The sequence below is a fragment of the Novosphingobium fluoreni genome, from assembly GCF_014196615.1.
In the GTDB taxonomy this organism is placed as follows: domain Bacteria; phylum Pseudomonadota; class Alphaproteobacteria; order Sphingomonadales; family Sphingomonadaceae; genus Novosphingobium; species Novosphingobium fluoreni.
Genome location: NZ_JACIDY010000003.1, coordinates 114,150 through 131,788 on the forward strand (window position 1 = coordinate 114,150; position 17,639 = coordinate 131,788).

18 protein-coding genes are annotated in these 17,639 nt (G+C 64.1%); 2 read left to right on the plus strand and 16 right to left on the minus strand.

What is annotated here, in order from left to right:
- Positions 1-22: 22 nt before the first annotated feature.
- From GGR39_RS07690 to GGR39_RS07735, 10 genes are all read right to left on the minus strand, one after another.
- Positions 23-595 carry a carboxymuconolactone decarboxylase family protein gene (locus tag GGR39_RS07690; protein WP_183616603.1) on the minus strand — a complete coding sequence of 191 codons (573 nt, stop codon included), beginning with the start codon at positions 593-595 and terminating at the stop codon, positions 23-25.
- A gap of 117 nt (positions 596-712) precedes the next feature.
- Positions 713-1,699: a quinolinate synthase NadA gene (gene nadA, locus GGR39_RS07695; RefSeq protein ID WP_183616604.1), complete on the minus strand. Its 987-nt coding sequence runs from the start codon at positions 1,697-1,699 to the stop codon at positions 713-715.
- A 75-nt stretch (positions 1,700-1,774) separates the two neighbouring features.
- Positions 1,775-2,440 carry a DUF4230 domain-containing protein gene (locus GGR39_RS07700; RefSeq protein ID WP_183616605.1) on the minus strand — a complete coding sequence of 222 codons (666 nt, stop codon included), beginning with the start codon at positions 2,438-2,440 and terminating at the stop codon, positions 1,775-1,777.
- A gap of 53 nt (positions 2,441-2,493) precedes the next feature.
- Positions 2,494-3,582, minus strand: a complete 1,089-nt coding sequence (ribA, locus tag GGR39_RS07705; RefSeq protein WP_221226035.1) for a GTP cyclohydrolase II — start codon at positions 3,580-3,582, stop codon at positions 2,494-2,496.
- A complete protein-coding gene (locus GGR39_RS07710; RefSeq protein ID WP_183616607.1) occupies positions 3,579-4,370 on the minus strand; it encodes an exodeoxyribonuclease III in 792 nt (263 codons plus the stop codon). Before GGR39_RS07710 ends, ribA begins: the two co-directional genes overlap by 4 nt.
- 331 nt (positions 4,371-4,701) lie before the next feature.
- Positions 4,702-5,361, minus strand: a complete 660-nt coding sequence (locus tag GGR39_RS07715) for a LolA family protein (protein WP_183616608.1) — start codon at positions 5,359-5,361, stop codon at positions 4,702-4,704.
- A gap of 62 nt (positions 5,362-5,423) precedes the next feature.
- Positions 5,424-5,591 carry a 50S ribosomal protein L33 gene (rpmG, locus tag GGR39_RS07720; RefSeq protein ID WP_058736926.1) on the minus strand — a complete coding sequence of 56 codons (168 nt, stop codon included), beginning with the start codon at positions 5,589-5,591 and terminating at the stop codon, positions 5,424-5,426.
- 178 nt (positions 5,592-5,769) lie between these two features.
- Entirely contained in the window at positions 5,770-6,600 is an 831-nt protein-coding gene (gene ppk2, locus GGR39_RS07725; protein ID WP_425490592.1) for a polyphosphate kinase 2, read from the minus strand.
- On the minus strand, positions 6,549-7,358 hold the full coding sequence (locus GGR39_RS07730) for an undecaprenyl-diphosphate phosphatase (RefSeq protein WP_183616609.1): 810 nt from the start codon (positions 7,356-7,358) through the stop codon (positions 6,549-6,551). The genes ppk2 and GGR39_RS07730 overlap by 52 nt, the downstream gene beginning before the upstream one ends.
- A gap of 108 nt (positions 7,359-7,466) precedes the next feature.
- Positions 7,467-7,649, minus strand: a complete 183-nt coding sequence (locus GGR39_RS07735; RefSeq protein ID WP_183616610.1) for a hypothetical protein — start codon at positions 7,647-7,649, stop codon at positions 7,467-7,469.
- 359 nt (positions 7,650-8,008) lie between these two features.
- On the opposite strand from GGR39_RS07735, the gene GGR39_RS07740 reads away from it, so the two are divergent.
- Positions 8,009-8,536, plus strand: coding sequence for a fasciclin domain-containing protein (locus tag GGR39_RS07740; RefSeq protein ID WP_246388555.1), 528 nt, complete (start codon positions 8,009-8,011; stop codon positions 8,534-8,536).
- Positions 8,537-8,599: 63 nt separating this feature from the next.
- Here the strand turns inward: GGR39_RS07740 and GGR39_RS07745 are convergent, their stop codons facing one another.
- From GGR39_RS07745 to GGR39_RS07755, 3 genes are read right to left on the minus strand one after another with little or no spacing between them, the layout of a single operon-like run.
- Positions 8,600-10,066: an FGGY family carbohydrate kinase gene (locus tag GGR39_RS07745; protein WP_183616612.1), complete on the minus strand. Its 1,467-nt coding sequence runs from the start codon at positions 10,064-10,066 to the stop codon at positions 8,600-8,602.
- An 18-nt stretch (positions 10,067-10,084) separates the two neighbouring features.
- On the minus strand, positions 10,085-11,563 hold the full coding sequence (locus tag GGR39_RS07750; protein ID WP_183616613.1) for a glycerol-3-phosphate dehydrogenase: 1,479 nt from the start codon (positions 11,561-11,563) through the stop codon (positions 10,085-10,087).
- A 7-nt stretch (positions 11,564-11,570) separates the two neighbouring features.
- Positions 11,571-12,638, minus strand: coding sequence for a YeiH family protein (locus tag GGR39_RS07755; RefSeq protein WP_343055824.1), 1,068 nt, complete (start codon positions 12,636-12,638; stop codon positions 11,571-11,573).
- A gap of 161 nt (positions 12,639-12,799) precedes the next feature.
- Between GGR39_RS07755 and GGR39_RS07760 the strand changes: the two genes are divergently transcribed.
- Complete coding sequence (locus GGR39_RS07760; protein ID WP_183616615.1) at positions 12,800-14,059, plus strand: MFS transporter; 1,260 nt, start codon at positions 12,800-12,802, stop codon at positions 14,057-14,059.
- 92 nt (positions 14,060-14,151) lie between these two features.
- Here the strand turns inward: GGR39_RS07760 and GGR39_RS07765 are convergent, their stop codons facing one another.
- The 3 genes from GGR39_RS07765 to GGR39_RS07775 all read right to left on the minus strand — a co-directional run bounded on the left by GGR39_RS07765 (position 14,152) and on the right by GGR39_RS07775 (position 17,601).
- A complete protein-coding gene (locus GGR39_RS07765; RefSeq protein ID WP_058736935.1) occupies positions 14,152-14,331 on the minus strand; it encodes a hypothetical protein in 180 nt (59 codons plus the stop codon).
- Positions 14,328-16,910 carry a type I DNA topoisomerase gene (gene topA / locus GGR39_RS07770; protein WP_183616616.1) on the minus strand — a complete coding sequence of 861 codons (2,583 nt, stop codon included), beginning with the start codon at positions 16,908-16,910 and terminating at the stop codon, positions 14,328-14,330. The genes GGR39_RS07765 and topA overlap by 4 nt, the downstream gene beginning before the upstream one ends.
- 85 nt (positions 16,911-16,995) lie before the next feature.
- Positions 16,996-17,601, minus strand: coding sequence for a glycerophosphoryl diester phosphodiesterase membrane domain-containing protein (locus GGR39_RS07775; RefSeq protein ID WP_183616617.1), 606 nt, complete (start codon positions 17,599-17,601; stop codon positions 16,996-16,998).
- Positions 17,602-17,639 lie beyond the last annotated feature (38 nt).

Consider the following 17,639-nt stretch of genomic DNA (forward strand, 5'->3'; position numbering starts at 1 on the left):
GCCGGTCGCACGCTGGCATCGGTCAGTCATCGCCATCTTCCGGCAGCGGAACCTTGAACCCGTTGAGCGTGGTTGAAACCATGCAATAAAGCCCAACCAAGTAGATCAATTCCGCAGTGCCGCCCTGTCCGAACATGTCAATCATCTGCCGGTAGAGAAACTCAGGCACGATCTTGCCGGTGACCAGAACCGTGGCGAAGTCGTAGGCTAGGCTTTCAGTCGCGGAAAGGTCGGCTGGGCGGTTGCCGCTGATGATGGTGCGGATTTGATCGTCGCTTAACCCGCGATTTTCAGCGATATGGATATGGGCGTATAATTCGTATTCAGAGTGGAAATGCGCACCCGTGACTAGAATCGCGACTTCGCGAACCGTTCCATCCAGTTCCGGTTTCTGCGCCAGCGCTTTCACCAACTCCCAGACCGGGCCGCCGAACTTGTCAAATGTCAGCCAAGGATTCCAGGGCCCGACCAGATCGCCATTGCCATCGATCGCGGTGAAGCCCTTGAAGTTCTGCTCTATGCCCTGCTTCATATCGGCATAGAGCGTGGCGCGCCCGTCAGTCAGAGCGGTGTGATCTAGCTGAGGCAAACGCATGGCAAGACGCTCCGGGATGACAGATCTATCGAGAGTCGATGGTTATCGGCTAAACGCCCGAAGGACGAAAAGGATACCCGTGAAAACGGCCGTCGGAAATGCGCCCGGCGCAACGCATTACCGCCCGCCCAGATCGCCCTTGCCGATGGTGCCGCTGGCCATTTCCAGCATCTTGTCGAGGCTCTTCTTCGCCGCAAGCCGCAGCGGCTCGGCGATCTCGATGCGCGGCTCCAGATCGCGCAGAGCGAGGTAGAGCTTCTCCATGGTGTTGAGCGCCATGTAGGGGCAGATGTTGCAGTTGCAGTTGCCGTCCGCACCGGGGGCGCCGATGAAGGTCTTCTCCGGCAGGGCCAACTGCATCTGATGGATGATGTGCGGCTCGGTCGCCACGATCAGCGTATCGCCCGGCATCGTCTTGGCAAACTGCAGAATGCCGCTGGTAGAGCCGACATAGTCCGCATGATCGACGATGTTCGGCGGGCACTCAGGGTGGGCGGCGATCGGCGCTCCGGGATGCTGAGCGCGCAGTTTCAGCAGCTCGGTTTCGCTGAAAGCTTCGTGGACGATGCAAACGCCCGGCCACAGAAGCATGTCACGGCCGAACTTGCGGTTGAGATAGCCGCCCAGATGCCGGTCCGGGCCGAAGATGATCTTCTGGTCCTTGGGTATCTGCTGCAGGATCGTCTCCGCGCTGGAGCTGGTGACGATCACGTCTGACAGCGCCTTCACTTCGGTCGAGCAATTGATGTAGGTCAGCGCGATGTGATCGGGGTGCGCCTCGCGAAACGCCTTGAACTTTTCAGGCGGGCACGAATCTTCCAGGCTGCATCCGGCGTCCATGTCCGGCAGCACAACGATCTTGTTGGGGCTGAGAATCTTGGCCGTATCGGCCATAAACTTGACGCCGCAAAAGGCGATCACTTCCGCGTCGGTATCAGCCGCCTTGCGGCTCAATTCCAGGGAATCGCCCACGAAGTCGGCGAGGTCCTGCAGCTCGGGCTTCTGGTAGTAATGCGCCAGGATCACGGCCTTGCGCTCATGGCGCAAACGCTCAATCTCCGCGCGCAAGTCGAGGCCGGTCAGGTTCAATGTCTGTGCGGTCATGGTGTCCCCTGGGATCGTTGGCGCCCATGTAGTGAGCGGCAGCCCATAGCCCAAGCAATTTTGAATCTGGGCGCTCTACTTCGCGGGTGCAGGCTCGCCTTCGAAGCGCGCGTTCACGGTGACATCACCAAAACCGGCGATCTCCAGCGGGATTGCCAGGTTCTGGCGGATCGCGTCCTTGGCGGCGGAGCGCGCCAGGCCGACCAGCACCGGATTGCCCGCTTGCTGCGTCGCCTGCTGCTCGGCCAAGCGGGTGTTGGCTCGGCTGAGGGCATCCTGCGCATCGCGGGTGATCCACACGCCCTCGCGCAGATATTGCGCACGGGCTTCATCCAGATTGGGCGTGCCCACGGTCAGCGGCGGTAGCAACACGTCCAGCGTGTGCGTACTGGTGTTCCAGGCCAGCCGATTGCGATCCATCTTCGACAGGTCGAGCGAATAGTCGACTCGAGCCGGGATCACCGCGACCTGGCGGGACTTGACCAGGCCCAGCAGGCGGCTGTCCTCGGCTGAGACCACCGGCGCCAATTGCGCGCTGAACACCGTCAATCGGTTCTGCTTTTCGAACGCGACGATGGTCGTGCCGATAGGATCACCGCCGCCCTTGGGCCAGAACGCCCGGTAGCCCAGCCACGCCGCGATCGCGAGCATGACGATGAACAGCACCCACGGCAAACCTTGCGTGCGCGCCAGGGCGCGTTTGCGTTCGGTCACGGGCGGGGTGTCGACGTTGATGCTCATGGCGGGGCAACGCGGGGAACGATGCGGGGTTCCTGAAGCCGCCCGCTCAGACCTTACAGAAGGTGCCCGGTGCGATCGCGCTTGGTATCGAGATAGCGGGCGTTGTGCGGATTGGGCGGCAACTGGTGCGGCACCCGCTCCGCCACCTTCACGCCAACTTCCTCCAAGGCCGCGACCTTGGCGGGGTTGTTCGTCATCAGCCGGATTGTGCGCACACCCAGCAGTTCCAGCATGCGCGCCGCCACCGGAAAATCCCGCGCTTCGGTGGGAAGGCCCAGCCGGTTGTTGGCGTCCACGGTATCGAAGCCCTCATCCTGCAGGCGATAGGCGCGCAGCTTGTTGATGAGGCCGATGCCCCGCCCTTCCTGCCGCAGATAGAGCAGCACGCCCCAGCCGCCGCCACTTTCGCCCTCGCCGTGACCGGAAGCCTTGGCCTCATGCGCCATGGCGTGCAGCGCGGCGTGCAACTGCGGTCCGCAATCGCATTTGAGCGAGCCCAGGATATCGCCGGTCAGGCATTCGGAGTGCAAGCGCACCAGCGGCGCGCGGTCCCCGTTCGGCTGGCCGATGATCAGCGCCACATGCTCGCGCATGTCATCGCGAGAGCGGAAGGCCACGATCTCGGCATCCTGCGCGGCTTCCACCGGCAGATGCGCGCGCGACGCGATGATAAGGCGCGCAGTGTCCTTCCACTGCGCCAGATCGCCGGACTGTACCGCCTGCGCATCATCCACCGGAGCCGGGTCGACCAGAAAGGCAGGCAATATCCCTGCCAGCCGCGCCAGTTCCAGCGCCGTCACCGCCGCTTCGCCGTAAACCAGATGCTCGGCCGCGAACGGGCCCTTCATCGGATAGACCAGATCAAGCGCCGGATCGGCCACTGCCCGGGCGGCATCCAGATCGAACGGCTCCGCCGCCCGGATCAGTACCGGAGCTTCGGGTACCGCCGCCTCGCGCTGGTTGGCCAGCTTCAATGTCACGGCGCGCGCCGCCGAGATCAGCATGCGCGCGGCACCTGCCTGCGGGGCAAAGCCTGTCTCCGCCGGCAGCAGCGTGAACGCATCGTCCACCCGGATCGGCCAGCCGTGGCGCAAGGCGTCGATCGCCAGGGCGACGCGGCGAGAGGCGGACGATGCGCTCAGAGATCGAACTCGGTGATCAACGGCACGTGGTCGCTCGGTTGCTCCCACCGGCGGGTTTCGTCCACGAAGCGATGCCCGCGCGCTTGTGGGGCCAGTTCGGGCGAGGCCCACATATGGTCCAGCCGCCGCCCCTGGTCCTTCTGCCGCCAATAGCTGCGGTAGGACCACCAGGAATAGTTACGCTCCGGCGCGGGGATGAACTGGCGGCCCATGTCCACCCAGCCGTGCGCATCCCGGAACCGGTTCAGCGTATCAACCTCAATCGGTGTGTGGCTGACGACCTTGAGCAGCGCCTTGTGATCATAGACGTCGCTTTCCAGCGGCGCGATGTTGAAGTCTCCCACGATCAGGCTGGGCCGCTCGATCTGCTCCGCCCAGCGCGTCATGCGCTCCAGAAAGTCCAGTTTCTGGCCGAACTTGGGATTGAGCGCGCGATCGGCGATATCACCGCCGGCCGGGATATAGACGTTTTCCAGGATCAAGCCCTGCCCCGCCCCCAGCAGTTCCACGCCGACGTGCCGCGCTTCGCCGTTGTCCTGCCAGTCATGCCGGCTGAAATCGCGGAAGGGCAGGCGGCTGACGGTAGCGACACCGTGGTAGCCCTTCTGCCCATGGATCGCGCGATGGGTGTAGCCCAGCCGCTCGAACATATCGTGCGGAAACAGATGCTCCGCCACCTTGATCTCCTGCAGGCACAGCACGTCGGGAGTCTGCTCCGTCAGGAACCGCTCCACCTGATCGATGCGAAGGCGGACGGAATTGATGTTCCAGGTGGCGATACTGACCATGGCGGGAGCTTTAGGCATGCGATCCACGAAATGCCAGTACCCTCCCCGCCGACTTTGCGCGTCGCAACGGCGGGACGGAGTGCTGATGCGGAAGGTGGTCTAGAAATGGAAAACCCTCGAGCCGGGGGCAGAGGCTCGAGGGTTCCAGTTGAGCGTTCGTCACGCTTATCAGCGGCCAGTAGTGAGGCTGGGCAACAGGGGGGAAACCCGCCTCAGGCCTTGCTGACAACCCCTATGTAGGGTGCATCGCCTTGCTGCCAAGTGAACGAAGCGAAAGGAAATGTCGCAGTTTGTCGCTGTCCTTGCGCATCTGGCGACAGGCCGTTCCCCTTCATCGACGAGTGGTCGGTCGAGGATCGCGCCAACGAAATTCCGAGTCAGGAACAGCGATGCCATACTGCTGATTGCTGAGGCGCACGGTGGTGCGTTTGTTTTGCGAATCCAGCGCCACCCAGTAACTGAGTTCAAGTCCGCCCGGCGCAGACGCCTTGCGCATGAAGATCAGCGTGATCACGCCATATTCGGGATGCTTGCGATCGCGCACTTCCACGCTGACGACGTTGGGATTGCCGGTGGGCTTCAGCGTGCCGAAAGTCGCCACATCGCGGCGCGGGTCCAGTAGCGCGCCCAACGGGCTGTTGCCGATCGGCCAGCGCTGCACCTGCTTCACTTCGTAATCGACCAGGGTCAGTGCCTTGCCGTCACCCACGATCAGCAAGGGCACGCCCTTTTCGTACTGAAAGCGGATACGGCCCGGGCGCTTGATCGTGACCACGCCGCTGACGGTCTGGCCGGAGCGGTCAGTCTGCGTGAAATTGGCGCGCAGCGTGGAGATGCCGCGCAAGGCCTCCACAACCTCGCCCAACTGGCCACTGGCCGGGGCGCGAGACTGTGCCGCGGCTGGCGCAGACGCGGTGAAGGCTGGAACACAAAGCGCGGCCAGAATGGCCGCGCTCGCGCAGTTACGAAGGGTCTTGATGGTACGGTTCATAGGCTCCCCAATGGGTTCGACGCCTTGAACCGGCCCTGAATCGCCGGAACGCGAACCCTTGCTTACTTGATCTTGGCTTCCTTGAACTCGACGTGCTTGCGCACGACGGGATCATACTTCTTGAAGCTCATTTTCTCGGTCGTGTTCCGAGGATTCTTCTTGGTGACGTAGAAGAATCCAGTGTCGGCGGTGGAAACCAGCCGGATCTTGACAGTTGCGGGCTTCGCCATGGCGCTTGTCCTGTTCCTTTAGAGCCGCGCCGGGGCGGCCACATCCTGTGATTTGCAAACGATGAGGGCGGCATCAACGCGCCGCCCTGCAAGGCTGCGGCCCATGGCGGATGTGGCGGATCGAGTCAAGGGCAGCGGTGCCGCATATGCCGAGCAGAACGCCTGTAGAAGCCCCGCCCTAGTCCACTTCGAAATGCGGGATCGGCCTCAACACGTCGAACTGCTCCTTCGCCGGCTTGCGATCGAGCGGCTTGAAGTTCAGCAGCTGTGGCTCGCAATCGGTATCCGGCAGGCGATCCAGCAGATTGCGGATCAAGGTCAGCCGCCCGCGCCGCTGATCGTTGAAGTCCACCAAAGTCCACGGCGCGTGAGGCGTGTGCGTCGCCGCCAGCATCGCCTCACGCGCCTTGGTATAAGCATCGTACTTATCGCGCGCGGCAAGATCGATGGGTGATAGTTTCCAGCGCTTCAGCGGATCCTCCAGCCGCTCGGCCAAGCGCTCCTCCTGCTTGTCCTGATCGCAAGTCAGCCAGTATTTGAAGAGGAGCACGCCGTCGTCCACCAGCAGCTTCTCGAATGTCGGAGCCTGATCCAGAAAGGCGCTGACTTGTTCCGGCGTGGCATATCCCATCACGCTCTCCACGCCGGCGCGGTTGTACCAGCTGCGGTCGAACAGCACGATCTCTCCGCGCGCGGGCAAATGCGGGACGTAGCGCTGGAAATACCATTCGCCCTGCTCGCGCTCGCTGGGCGCGGACAGGGCCACGACACGGCACTGACGGGGATTGAGGACGTGGCGCACTGCACCGATCGCACCGCCCTTCCCCGCCGTATCGCGCCCTTCAAACAGCACACAGATGCGCGCACCGGTGGCCGCCGCCCACCGCGCCATGCCGACGAGGTCAAGCTCCAGCGCCTCCAGCGCGGCGTCGTAAGGCTTGCGCTTGAGCTTGCCCATCAGCGTGACAGCAGGAAAATGGCCGCCACGCCCGCGACGATGCGATACCATGCGAACGGACTGAAGCCGGACTTGCTGACGAAGGCCATGAACGCCTTGATCACCACCAGCGCGACGATGAAAGATACCACGAAACCGATCGCGATCTCGTTCCACCCTACCGGGCCGACACCAGCGGCAAGTTCATGGCGCGATTCCAGCAATTCCAGTGTGGTCGCGCCCAGCATTGTGGGAATCGCCAGGAAGAAGCTGAATTCGGCAGCCGTGCGGCGCTCGATCCCCATCGCCAGTGCGCCCATGATGGTGGCGCCAGAGCGGCTGACGCCCGGCACCATGGCCAGGCATTGCGCCACGCCGATGCCCAGGCACTTGGACACGGGCAGCTCGGCCACGCCGGTCAGCGGACCGGGCTTGGCGATCTTCTCTATGGCGAGGATGGCGATGCCGCCCAGCACCAGCGCATAGCCGACGACAATCGGCGCACCGAGCAGGACGTTGATGTATTTCTTCAGCACCAGCCCCAGGATCGCGGACGGCAGGAATGCCAGCAGGACGTTGCGCACGAAGCGGATGCTGACGGGGTTGAGCTTCAGCAGCCCCGCGCCCACGGCCCAGAACGTGCGCCAAAACTGCACCACTACGGCCAGGATCGCGCCCAGCTGGATGACGATGTTGAAGACCTTCCACGTGTTGGCATCGTAACCGAACAGCTCGGTCGCCAGGATTAGGTGCCCGGTGGAGGATACCGGAAGGAATTCGGTCAGCCCCTCGACAATGCCGAGGAGGATAGCGGTGAGCGTCAGGTCCATGGCCGCAGAGACATGACGCGGGCGCGGTACAAGTCAATCACGCTTCTGCTGCGGCGCGGAAGAAAAGGCGTGGACGATTGCGGTGCGTCCACGCCCGGGGGGAATAGCTCAGGCGGCGGCGTAACGGCTTTCGACCGGCGGGCTGTCCGCAACCGCATTCAGGACCTTGCGATAATAACGCGCCAATTCAAGGTGAAGCGTCCGCTTGTCGGCGCGGCGCGCCCCTGCCGCAACGAGGTAGCAACGGTCGATACGACGCAGCAGAAACTCCCGGGTCATCAAGGTTCGCATGGTTCGACTCCTTTGAACTCGTCCTTCAACTCATCTGGTAGAGATTTAGTTCGTGGGTGAGAAGGCCCTTTGAGACGGACTGCAAAATCCTTGCGGTGAGATGAATGACGTTGCGGATGGCTCCGATGTGCTTCGTTAGGGACGGCGCGGAAGCGGCCATCCCCAAGGAAAAGACGTGTCCAGAACGCCAAGCGGCATGATGGTTTGCCTAAACGCCTTGCCCGAATGGGCACACTTTCTTTCAGCTCGCGGGCGCATCCAAATAGCGTCCCGCCACTTACTCAGTCGCATCCTTCTTCAGGATGCCTGAAGAAGGATAGCCTATCATGAAATCATATTCCCGCACGCTGTCCGCCGTAATGGCGGCAACCCTCGTCTTTGGCGCACCTTCGCTGGCGCTGGCCAAGAACCCGATGGTCGGTGGCGCCGCGATGTATCCGACCAAGGACATCGTCGACAACGCGGTCAATTCCAAGGATCACACCACGCTGGTCGCGGCGGTGAAGGCTGCCGGGCTGGTGGAGACGCTGAAAGGCCCCGGTCCGTTCACCGTGTTCGCTCCCACGAACGCCGCCTTCAAGAAGCTGCCCGCCGGTACGGTGGACACCCTTCTTAAGCCTGAGAACAAGGCCCAGCTGACGCAGGTCCTGACCTATCACGTCGTGCCCGGTCGCCTGACCGCGATGGACATTGCGGCCAAGGCAAAGGCCAATGGCGGCAAGGCCATGCTGACCACCGTCCAGGGAGAGCAGCTGACCGCTTGGAAGGACAAGGCTGGCGGCTGGTGGCTGACCGATGCCAAGGGTGGCAAGGCCAAGATCACGATCCCCAACGTCATGCAATCGAACGGCGTGATCCACGTGGTCGATACCGTATTGATGCCGTAAGTCTCTGATCCCGGGGCCGCATTCGTGGCCCCGGGGTATTTTTCCGGCAACAGAACTCCTAGCTCAGACGTGCCGCCGCAAGCCCTCGGTCCATAACGCGAGCCGGGCTTGTCTTACGCCGTCATCCATGGCCGCGTTAAACGTCTGGCGCTCTCCGCCCATGCAGACCGCGTCTTCCAGCGAGGCATGAAGCCCCACCCCGACGCTCGCCAACATCGCCGCGCCCAGTGCGGTCGTTTCCGTGTCCGCCGGGCGTTCGACCGGAAGCGCCAGGATATCGGCCAGGTCCTGCGCGATCCAGTCATTGGCGCTCATGCCGCCGTCTATCCGCAAGGTCTTCCACGCCGCGCCGTCAGCCGCAAAGGCGTCCTGCAGGTCATGGCACTGGTGGGCGAGTGACTCCATCGCCGCGCGCACGATATGGGCGCGGCTGGTCCCTTGTGTGATACCTGCGACAACGCCGGTGGCGTCCGGCTTCCAGTGCGGAGCGCCCAGCCCGGCCAAAGCAGGCACGAACAGCACGCCGCCATTGTCCGGCACGGCGCGAGCGAGCTGCTCGCTCTCGCAGGCGGTGCGGATCACGCCCAGTTCGTCCCGCAACCACTTGATCAGGCTGCCCGCGACGAAGATCGAGCCTTCCAGCGCATAGGTCCGTTGGCCACCCTGCTGGCATAGCACCGTGCCGAGCAACCGGTGCGAGGAGCGCGGCAGTTTGGCACCCATGTTGGTCAGCACGAAAGCGCCGGTGCCGAATGTCGCCTTGGTATCACCCACGGCAAGGCAATGCTGGCCGATGGTGGCGGCCTGCTGATCGCCGGCGAGGCCGCAGATCGGGATGGCAGCGCCCAGCAGCGCCGGATCGCAGCGCCCGATCTCGCCATGAGTGTCGACCACCTGGGGCAAGGCCGCGCGCGGCACGCCGAACAAGTCCAGCAGTCCCTCGTCCCAGCCCGGCGCGTCCAGCGCCAGCAATTGCGTGCGGCTGGCATTGCTGGCGTCTGACACATGCAGGCCGCCTGTCAGCTTCCAGACCAGCCAGCTTTCCACGGTGCCGAACGCCAGCCTGTCTCCCAGGTCGCGCGCGGCGGGCACATTGTCGAGGATCCAGCGCATCTTGCTACCGGAGAAGTAGGGGTCGATGACCAGGCCGGTCAGCGCCTGCACCGCCTCTTCATGCCCGCCTTCGCGCAAGGCGGCGCAAAACGGCGCGGTGCGGCGATCCTGCCATACGATGGCCCGCGTGATCGGCTCGCCGGTCTGGCGGTCCCAGGCGACAACCGTCTCGCGCTGGTTGGTGATGCCCAGCGCGGCGATGCGATCGGCCCCACCCACTTGCTCGATGACGGCGCGCGCACAATCGAGCGTCCGTCCCCAGATTTCATTCGCGTCATGCTCCACCCATCCGGGCTGCGGATAGCGTTGCGTCAGTTCCTTTTGCGCGGTGTGCAGCACGCGCCCGTCATGCGCATAGACGATCGCACGGGTGGAGGTGGTTCCCTCGTCCAGAACAAGAATGCAGCCGTCCATCATCGTCTCCCCTTCCGCCGCTTATTCGCCCAGGTAGGCCTTGAGGCCCGCCACTTGCGCCGCATCCAGCCGCAGCCCCAGCTTGGTGCGCCGCCACAGGATGTCCTCAGCCGTACACGCCCATTCACGGGTGACGAGATAATCGACCTCGGCCTTGGTCAGCCCATGGCCGAAGTCCTGCCCCAGCATCGTCGGGGACTGCGCATCCGACAGCCAGAGCCGGGCCTGGGTACCGTATGCGCGGGCCACACGATCGACCGTGGCGGGGGACAGGAAGCGATAGCTACCCGCGATTTCAGCCTTCAGCGCCTCGATCCCATCGATCGGAAAGTCACCGCCCGGCAGGGGCGCATCGGCGGTCCAATCTTTACCCGAGAGGCCGGGTACATGGCCCTTCAGCTTCTCCACCGCGTCCTTGGCGAGATGGCGATAAGTCGTGATCTTGCCGCCGAAGACGGAGAGGATCGGCGCGCGCCCTTGTGCATCCTCGTCGAGATCGAAGCTGTAGCCCCGCGTCGCGGCTTCGGGCTTACCGGTGCCTTCGTCGATCAGCGGGCGCACGCCCGAGTACGTCCACACCACGTCGCCAGGGCCGATTTGCCGCTCGAAATAGGCGTTGGCCGCATCGCAGAGATACGCGATCTCCTCCTCGCTCGCCTTCACGTCCTTCAGCGGGCCGTGATGATCGCGATCGGTAGTGCCGATCAGCGTAAAGTCCTGCTGATACGGGATAGCGAAGAAAATTCGACCATCGGGAATTTGGAAGAAGTACGCGTATGGATGGTCGAACAAGCGCGGCACGACGATGTGCGAGCCGCGCACCAGCCGCATTTTCTTCGCGGTGTTCTCGCCCGAAAGGTTCAGCAGATCGAGCACCGCCGGGCCGGCGGCGTTCACCACGGCGCGGGCCTGGAAGGATTGGTGCGGCGTATGGATCAGCCAGCCCTCGCCTTCGCGCTCCATGGCAGTCACCGGCGTGCGCGGCAGGATAGTCGCACCGCGATCGGCGGCGTCACGCGCATTCAGGACCACCAGGCGGGCATCGTCCACCCAACCGTCGGAATAGACGAAGGCCGGGCCGTAACCGGGCTTCAACGCCTTGCCGGCGGGATGCTTGTGCAGATCCACACTCTGCGTGGCGGGCAGCGCGCGGCGACCGCCGATATGGTCATAGAGAAACAGGCCCAGGCGCAGCAGCCAGCGCGGGCGCAAGCCCTTCACATGCGGCAGCACGAACCGCATCGGCCAGATGATGTGCGGGGCGATCGCCCACAGCCGCTCCCGCTCGCTCAGCGCCTCACGCACAAGGCCGAATTCGTAGTGCTCCAGATAGCGCAAGCCGCCGTGAATGAGCTTGGTGGAGGCGGATGATGTGCCGCTGGCAAGATCGCCCTGCTCCAGCAACAGCACTTTCGCGCCGCGCCCGGCGGCATCGCGTGCAATCCCGCAGCCGTTCACACCGCCGCCGATTACGGCGATATCGTAGATCGTTTCCATCATGGGCCTTTCACAAGATCATCATGCTGAACGCGATGGCGACCAGCAGCGATGCCACTGTCGCCGCGACCACCGGCATGGCCGCTCGCCAGCCCATTTGCATCACCAGATCAAGGCGCGACCGCATCGCCGTCGCCGTCACCGCCAGCAGCAGTAACGCCTTTGACAACGTTAGACAGAACTTGGCGACGACCGGCGGCACCGCGATCATCGAATTGAGGACCACCACCACCAGAAACAATGCGATGAACCAGGGCAGCGCCAGCTTCCTGATCCAATGCCGCCCCCGCCCATCGTCATCCGCCGCCCAGATCGACACCACGGTGACCACCGGCGCGAGCAGCGCCACGCGGCTCAGCTTGACGATCGTGGCATAGCTGCCCGCCGTATCGGAAAAGGCGTAACCGCCGCCAATCGCCTGCGCCACGTCGTGGATCGACGCGCCGATCAGGAACCCGGCCTGCCGATCATCGAAATGCAGCGCGGCAGCCAGCGGCGGATAGAACGACATCGCCAGCGCGCTGGCCATCGAGACGACCACCAGCGTCAGCGCAAACTGCGCCTGGCTGACGCGCTTGGGGCCCAGCACGCCGAACAGCGCCAGCGCTGCGGAAGCCCCGCAAATCGCGGTCGCACCGCCCGCCAGCAGGCCGATCGCCGTCGTCGCCCCGGTCAGGCGCGCCACCAGCAGCGCCGCGCCCATCGCCGCCGCCATCACCATCAGCAAGGCCAGGAACGGCACCGGGCCCAGCCCTCCAATCTGCGCGATCGTGACCTGCGTGCCCAGCACGACGATGCCCCAGCGCAGGCAGCCTTTGGAGACGAAGTCCAGCCCCGGATTGACGCGCGGCTCGCTGGTGATGAAGTTCAGCGCCAGGCCGATCAGCAGGCCCATTAGGATGATCGGCGCGCCGTAATGCTCGGAAAGCCAAGCGGCGGCGATGCTGGCGATCGCGCAGACCGCGAATCCTGGCCACAATAGCTTCCACTCGTCGATCCGGGACCTGCGCGGCGCAGGCGCGTCCTGCTGGGCAAGAAAAATCTCGCCATACAGGTCTCCGGCATGATCTGGTGTCACCCTTGGCGGCCCTCTCTCAAGTATCATCGGCACGAAGACACTTGCTGTATGTCCTGCGTTGTCATATCCCTTCTATGACCAAGCGCCCGGACGGGCAAGTGCTTTGCGTAACCGGGACGGGCAAGCCGCCAAAGATGCGGTCGATCTGTGGGAGAGTGCGAATGACGATACCTGAGCGACAACTAGGCTCGCCCCCTTCACAGCCGGACAAGGCCGCCGCCCGCGCCCAGAACGTTCTTATCGGCCTGATCTTCTTCGCCACCGCGCTCAACTATGTGGACCGGCAAGTGCTGGCGCTGCTCAAGCCGATGCTGGAGGCGGAGTTCCAGTGGAACGACCAGCAATTCGCGCATCTGGGTTCGATCTTCCAGCTTTCGGCCGCCGTGTCGCTGCTCGGCGTTGGCTGGTTCGTCGATCGGTTCGGCGTGCGGCTGGCTTATGGTGTGGCTGTCGCGGTGTGGAGCCTGGCGGGGATGGCCCACGCGCTGGCCGCCAGCGTCCAGCAATTCGTGGTCGCACGGGCCGTGCTGGCCACCGCCGAATCGGTGAACACTCCGGCGGCAATGAAGACGGCGGCCACCTATCTGCCGATCGAGCGCCGCTCGGTGGGCATCGGCATCATCAACACTGCGCCCAATATCGGCGCGATCCTGACACCGCTGCTGATCCCGCCGTTCGCGCTGGCATTCGGCTGGAAGGCCGCATTCGTCGTCACCGGTGGCCTCGGCATCGTCTGGCTGATCGCCTGGCGGCTCAGCACTTCGCGGCTGCGCCCTGTCGGTGGTCAGGCCAAAGCCGGTCCCGCGAAGGTCGCCTGGGGGGAAATCCTGTCGGATCGGCGCAGTTGGACCGTGATCGGCGCCAAGGCGATCACTGACCTGGTCTGGTGGTTCGTGCTGTTCTGGGCGCCTGACTTCTTCTCACGCCAGTTCGGCCTGACGCAGGGTACGCTGGGCGGGCCGATCGCGCTGGTCTTCACGCTGGCGGCGCTGGGCGCGGTGAGCAGCGGGGCCCTCTATCCGGTGCTGCTGCACCGTGGCCTCTCACTCAACGCCGCACGCAAGAGCGCCATGCTGTTCTTCGCCCTCGTCGTGCTGCTGATGCCGCTGGCGATGATCGCGCCCAATCCGTGGATCGCGGCGCTGTGCATCGGTTTCGGCCTGTTCGCGCACCAGGGCTTTTCCACCAACCTGTTCGGCATGGCGACCGAGATCATCCCGACCCGCCGCATCGCCACCGTCATCGCGCTGGGCGCGATCGGCGGGAACCTGACCGGGACCGGGATCATCGAGTTCGCCGGCTGGTCGCTGGACCATGGCCTGGGCTACGCCCCGCTCTTCGTGATCTGTGGCGGCGCTTATCTGGTGGCGCTGGCGTTCATCCACCTGATGCAGCCCAAGCTGGTGGCGGTGGAAGACTAAGGGAGCATTACTAAACCCCGGGCGGCGATCGACGCCAAAGCCGCCCACCACCGTCGCCCCCGCCTTTGCGGGGATGACGGTGGCTTTTGCCCCTAGCGCAGCTTGCCGATCGTCATCCCGTGCTGCTTGGCCGCATCCTTGGTCGATTCCTCGGTACGGTTGAGCGCCTTGGCGATTTCCTTCAGCCCTTTGCCCTTGTCCGCCAGAGTGCGCAGTTTCTGCAGCTCATCCGGCTTCCAAGGCTGTTTGTGCTTGGCAAGCTTCTCGCTCATTCGGCCGCCTCCGCCTTGGCCTTTGTTGCTTTCTTGGCCGGGGCCTTCTTCGCCGCCGTCTTCTTGGCCGGAGCCTTCTTGGCAGCGGCCTTTTTCGGCGCGGCCTTCTTCTTGCCCTTGGCCGGCCCCTTCGCCGCCTTCTCGTCGATCAGCACGATCGCCGCTTCGGCCGTGAGGTCCTCGGGCTTGGCATCGCGGGGCAACGTGGCGTTGGTGGTGCCATCCGTGACGTACGGACCGTAGCGGCCCGCCAGCACCTTCATCTCGCCACCGGAAATCGGATGCGTGCCCAGCACCTTGATCGGCTCGGCCGGCGTGCGATTGCCGCGTCCGCCCTTGTTCGCCGCCGCTTCGGCCAGCAGCGTAACCGCCGCGTTCATGCCGGTTTCGAACACCTCGGCCGTAGAGCGCAAGCGTGCGTACTTGTTATCATGCACGAGGTACGGCCCGTAACGCCCGATACTGGCGGTTATCTCCTTGCCGGATTCGGGATGCGTGCCGACCGTGCGTGGCAAGCTGAGCAGCTTGATTGCCCATTCCAGGTTCAGCTCGTCGATATCCTTGGGGATCGAGGCACGTTTGGCTTCCTTGCCCTCACCCAGCTGGATGTAGGGCCCGAAGCGGCCCGAGCGGCGCATGATCTCCAGCCCGGTCTCCGGGTCCTGGCCCAGACCTTCGTCCTCGCCACCGTCGGCTTGCCCGCCCGGCTGCGCGAACTTGCGGGTGTACTTGCACTCCGGATAGTTCGAGCAGGCGACAAAGGCACCATAGCGCCCGCCACGAAGCGACAAGCGCCCAGCCTCACACTTGGGGCAAAGGCGCGGGTCGGAGCCATCCTCCTTGGGCGGGAACAAGTATTCGCCCAAGAACTCGTCCAGACCCTCCATCACTTCGGAAGGCTTGCGCTCCATCACTTCGTCGGACTTGGGCTTGAAGTCGCGCCAGAACTCGGCGAGCACGTCCTTCCATTCGGCCCGTCCGCCCGAAACGTCGTCCAGTTCCTCCTCCATCCCGGCGGTGAACTCGTACGCGACGTAGCGCTCGAAGAACCGCTCAAGGAACGAGGTGAGAAGCCGACCGCTTTCCTCCGCGAAGAAACGGTTCTTCTCGGTGCGGACGTAGTTACGGTCCTTCAGGACCTGCAGCGTCGCGGCGTAAGTGGAAGGCCGGCCGATCCCCAGTTCCTCCAGCCGCTTGACCAGGCTGGCCTCCGAATAGCGCGGCGGCGGCTGGGTGAAGTGCTGCTCTGCACTGACGCCCTTCTTGGCCGGCATGTCGCCCGCTTGCATCGCGGGAAGCAGGCCGCTCTCCTCGTCATCCTCCCCCTTCTGGTCGCGCCCTTCCTCGTACACGGCCAGGAAGCCGGGGAATTTCACCACTTGCCCGGTGGCGCGCAATTCGTTTCGCCCGGTGCCGTCGCGCAGCGTGATCGTGGTACGCTCCAACTGGGCGGACGCCATCTGGCTGGCCATCGCGCGCTTGAATACCAGATCGTAGAGCCGCGCCTCGTCACCCGAACCGAAGCGCTCCTTGGTGAAGTCCGTCGGTCGGATCGCCTCGTGCGCCTCCTGGGCGTTCTTGGCCTTGGTTTCGTAGTGGCGGGGCTTTTCCGGCAGGAAATGGCCCGAGAACTTGTCGGAGATCGCCGCGCGCGCCTCGGAAATTGCCGAAGGGTCCATCTGCACGCCGTCGGTCCGCATGTAGGTGATCGCGCCCGCCTCATACAGCGTCTGCGCCACCCGCATCGTGTGGCTGGCCGAGAAGCCCAGCTTGCGCGCGGCCTCCTGCTGCAAGGTCGAGGTGGTGAACGGCGGCTGCGGATTGCGGCGGTGCGGCTTGGTTTCGACGCCTTCCACCTTGAAGGCGCCCGCTTCCACGGCGGCCTTGGCGCGCATCGCGGTGCCTTCGTCGCCCAGGCTCAGCCGATCGAGCTTTTCGCCTTCGAACGCCACAAGCTTAGCCGTGAAGTCCGTGCCGTCATGCGCCATCTGCGCAGCGACGGACCAATATTCCTGCGGGCGGAACAGCTCGATCTCCCGCTCACGCGAGACGATCAGACGCAGCGCGACGGACTGCACGCGGCCTGCCGATTTCGCGCCTGGCAGCTTGCGCCACAGCACCGGCGAAAGAGTGAAGCCGAACAGATAGTCCAGCGCGCGGCGGGCAAGATAGGCGTCGATCAGGTCCTGATCCAGCTCACGCGGCTGGGTCATCGCCTTGGTCACCGTGTCCTTGGTGATGGCGTTGAAGGTGACGCGCTGCACGTCCTTGGGCAGCGCCTTGCGCTTGGCCAGCAGTTCGCGCACGTGCCAGGAAATCGCCTCGCCCTCACGATCAGGGTCGGTCGCCAGGATCAGACGGTCGGCCTGCTTGGCAAGGTCGGTGATGGCCTTCACCTGCTTGGCCTTGTCGCCGTAAAGCTCCCAATCCATCGCGAACGCCTCATCCGGGCGGACCGATCCGTCCTTGGGCGGCAAGTCACGGACGTGGCCGTAGGAGGCGAGGACGCGGTAGTCCTTGCCCAGGTACTTCTCGATGGTCTTGGCCTTGGCCGGCGATTCTACGATGACGAGTTGCATTCAAATTCCCATGACGTCCCTACGCGTGCGTACGCGCATACATACACGTGTAGGGTGACGAGCATTTTCCGGAGCCGCAAGGGGGTCAGGCGAAGACGTCTTCCAGTTCGGAGGCGGCGGTGAAGATCTGCCTGAACACCACGACGCTGATGTAGGCTGCGGCGATCAGGCCCAGGTTGACGAGCACGCTCACCAGGAAGGTCACGGGCGTGCCCAGCGTTCCCTCTTCCGCGACGACACCCTGCGTCACTAGATAGCCCGCCGGCGCGGCCATCAGTAGAACCAACACGATGAAAGCCAGGTAATACAGGAACCACACAAGCACGAGCTTCCACGCGAACGGCTGCGTCACCCGCCAGCTTTCGCGCAAGGCGTCGGTCGCCCGATACCCCTGCGACAAGACCATGGTGGGTGCCAGCGACCATCGCGCCATCAGGTAAAGCCCCGGCACGATCAGGAAAACAAGCCCGACTATCGCGCCGATGCCCGCCAGCAGTGACGCGCCGAAATAGCTGCCAAAGCCGCCCTCACGGTCAACCAGTCCTTCTTCGCGCAGCAATGTTCGCATCACGAGATAGACGACGGCGATGGAGACGACGCTGGAGATCAGATTGTTATTCGAGTCCGGCGTGACGATCTCGAACGCGGTGTCGACCACGGCCATCACGGCCGCGCCCGCAAGCAACGCCATGGGGCGGCGTCTGATCAGATCCCACGTCCCGCCTGAGA

Coding starts and splice junctions, on each gene's coding strand:
- GGR39_RS07735 (WP_183616610.1), bottom strand. CDS start 7,649: ATGCGAACCTTGATGACCCGGGAGTTTCTGCTGCGTCGTATCGACCGT.
- GGR39_RS07730 (WP_183616609.1), bottom strand. CDS start 7,358: ATGGACCTGACGCTCACCGCTATCCTCCTCGGCATTGTCGAGGGGCTG.
- GGR39_RS07745 (WP_183616612.1), bottom strand. CDS start 10,066: ATGATGGACGGCTGCATTCTTGTTCTGGACGAGGGAACCACCTCCACC.
- GGR39_RS07775 (WP_183616617.1), bottom strand. CDS start 17,601: ATGGCGTTGCTTGCGGGCGCGGCCGTGATGGCCGTGGTCGACACCGCG.
- ppk2 (WP_425490592.1), bottom strand. CDS start 6,600: ATGGTATCGCATCGTCGCGGGCGTGGCGGCCATTTTCCTGCTGTCACG.
- GGR39_RS07760 (WP_183616615.1), top strand. CDS start 12,800: ATGACGATACCTGAGCGACAACTAGGCTCGCCCCCTTCACAGCCGGAC.
- GGR39_RS07700 (WP_183616605.1), bottom strand. CDS start 2,440: ATGAGCATCAACGTCGACACCCCGCCCGTGACCGAACGCAAACGCGCC.
- GGR39_RS07740 (WP_246388555.1), top strand. CDS start 8,009: ATGGCGGCAACCCTCGTCTTTGGCGCACCTTCGCTGGCGCTGGCCAAG.
- GGR39_RS07715 (WP_183616608.1), bottom strand. CDS start 5,361: ATGAACCGTACCATCAAGACCCTTCGTAACTGCGCGAGCGCGGCCATT.
- topA (WP_183616616.1), bottom strand. CDS start 16,910: ATGCAACTCGTCATCGTAGAATCGCCGGCCAAGGCCAAGACCATCGAG.
- GGR39_RS07750 (WP_183616613.1), bottom strand. CDS start 11,563: ATGATGGAAACGATCTACGATATCGCCGTAATCGGCGGCGGTGTGAAC.
- rpmG (WP_058736926.1), bottom strand. CDS start 5,591: ATGGCGAAGCCCGCAACTGTCAAGATCCGGCTGGTTTCCACCGCCGAC.
- GGR39_RS07690 (WP_183616603.1), bottom strand. CDS start 595: ATGCGTTTGCCTCAGCTAGATCACACCGCTCTGACTGACGGGCGCGCC.
- nadA (WP_183616604.1), bottom strand. CDS start 1,699: ATGACCGCACAGACATTGAACCTGACCGGCCTCGACTTGCGCGCGGAG.
- GGR39_RS07710 (WP_183616607.1), bottom strand. CDS start 4,370: ATGGTCAGTATCGCCACCTGGAACATCAATTCCGTCCGCCTTCGCATC.
- GGR39_RS07765 (WP_058736935.1), bottom strand. CDS start 14,331: ATGAGCGAGAAGCTTGCCAAGCACAAACAGCCTTGGAAGCCGGATGAG.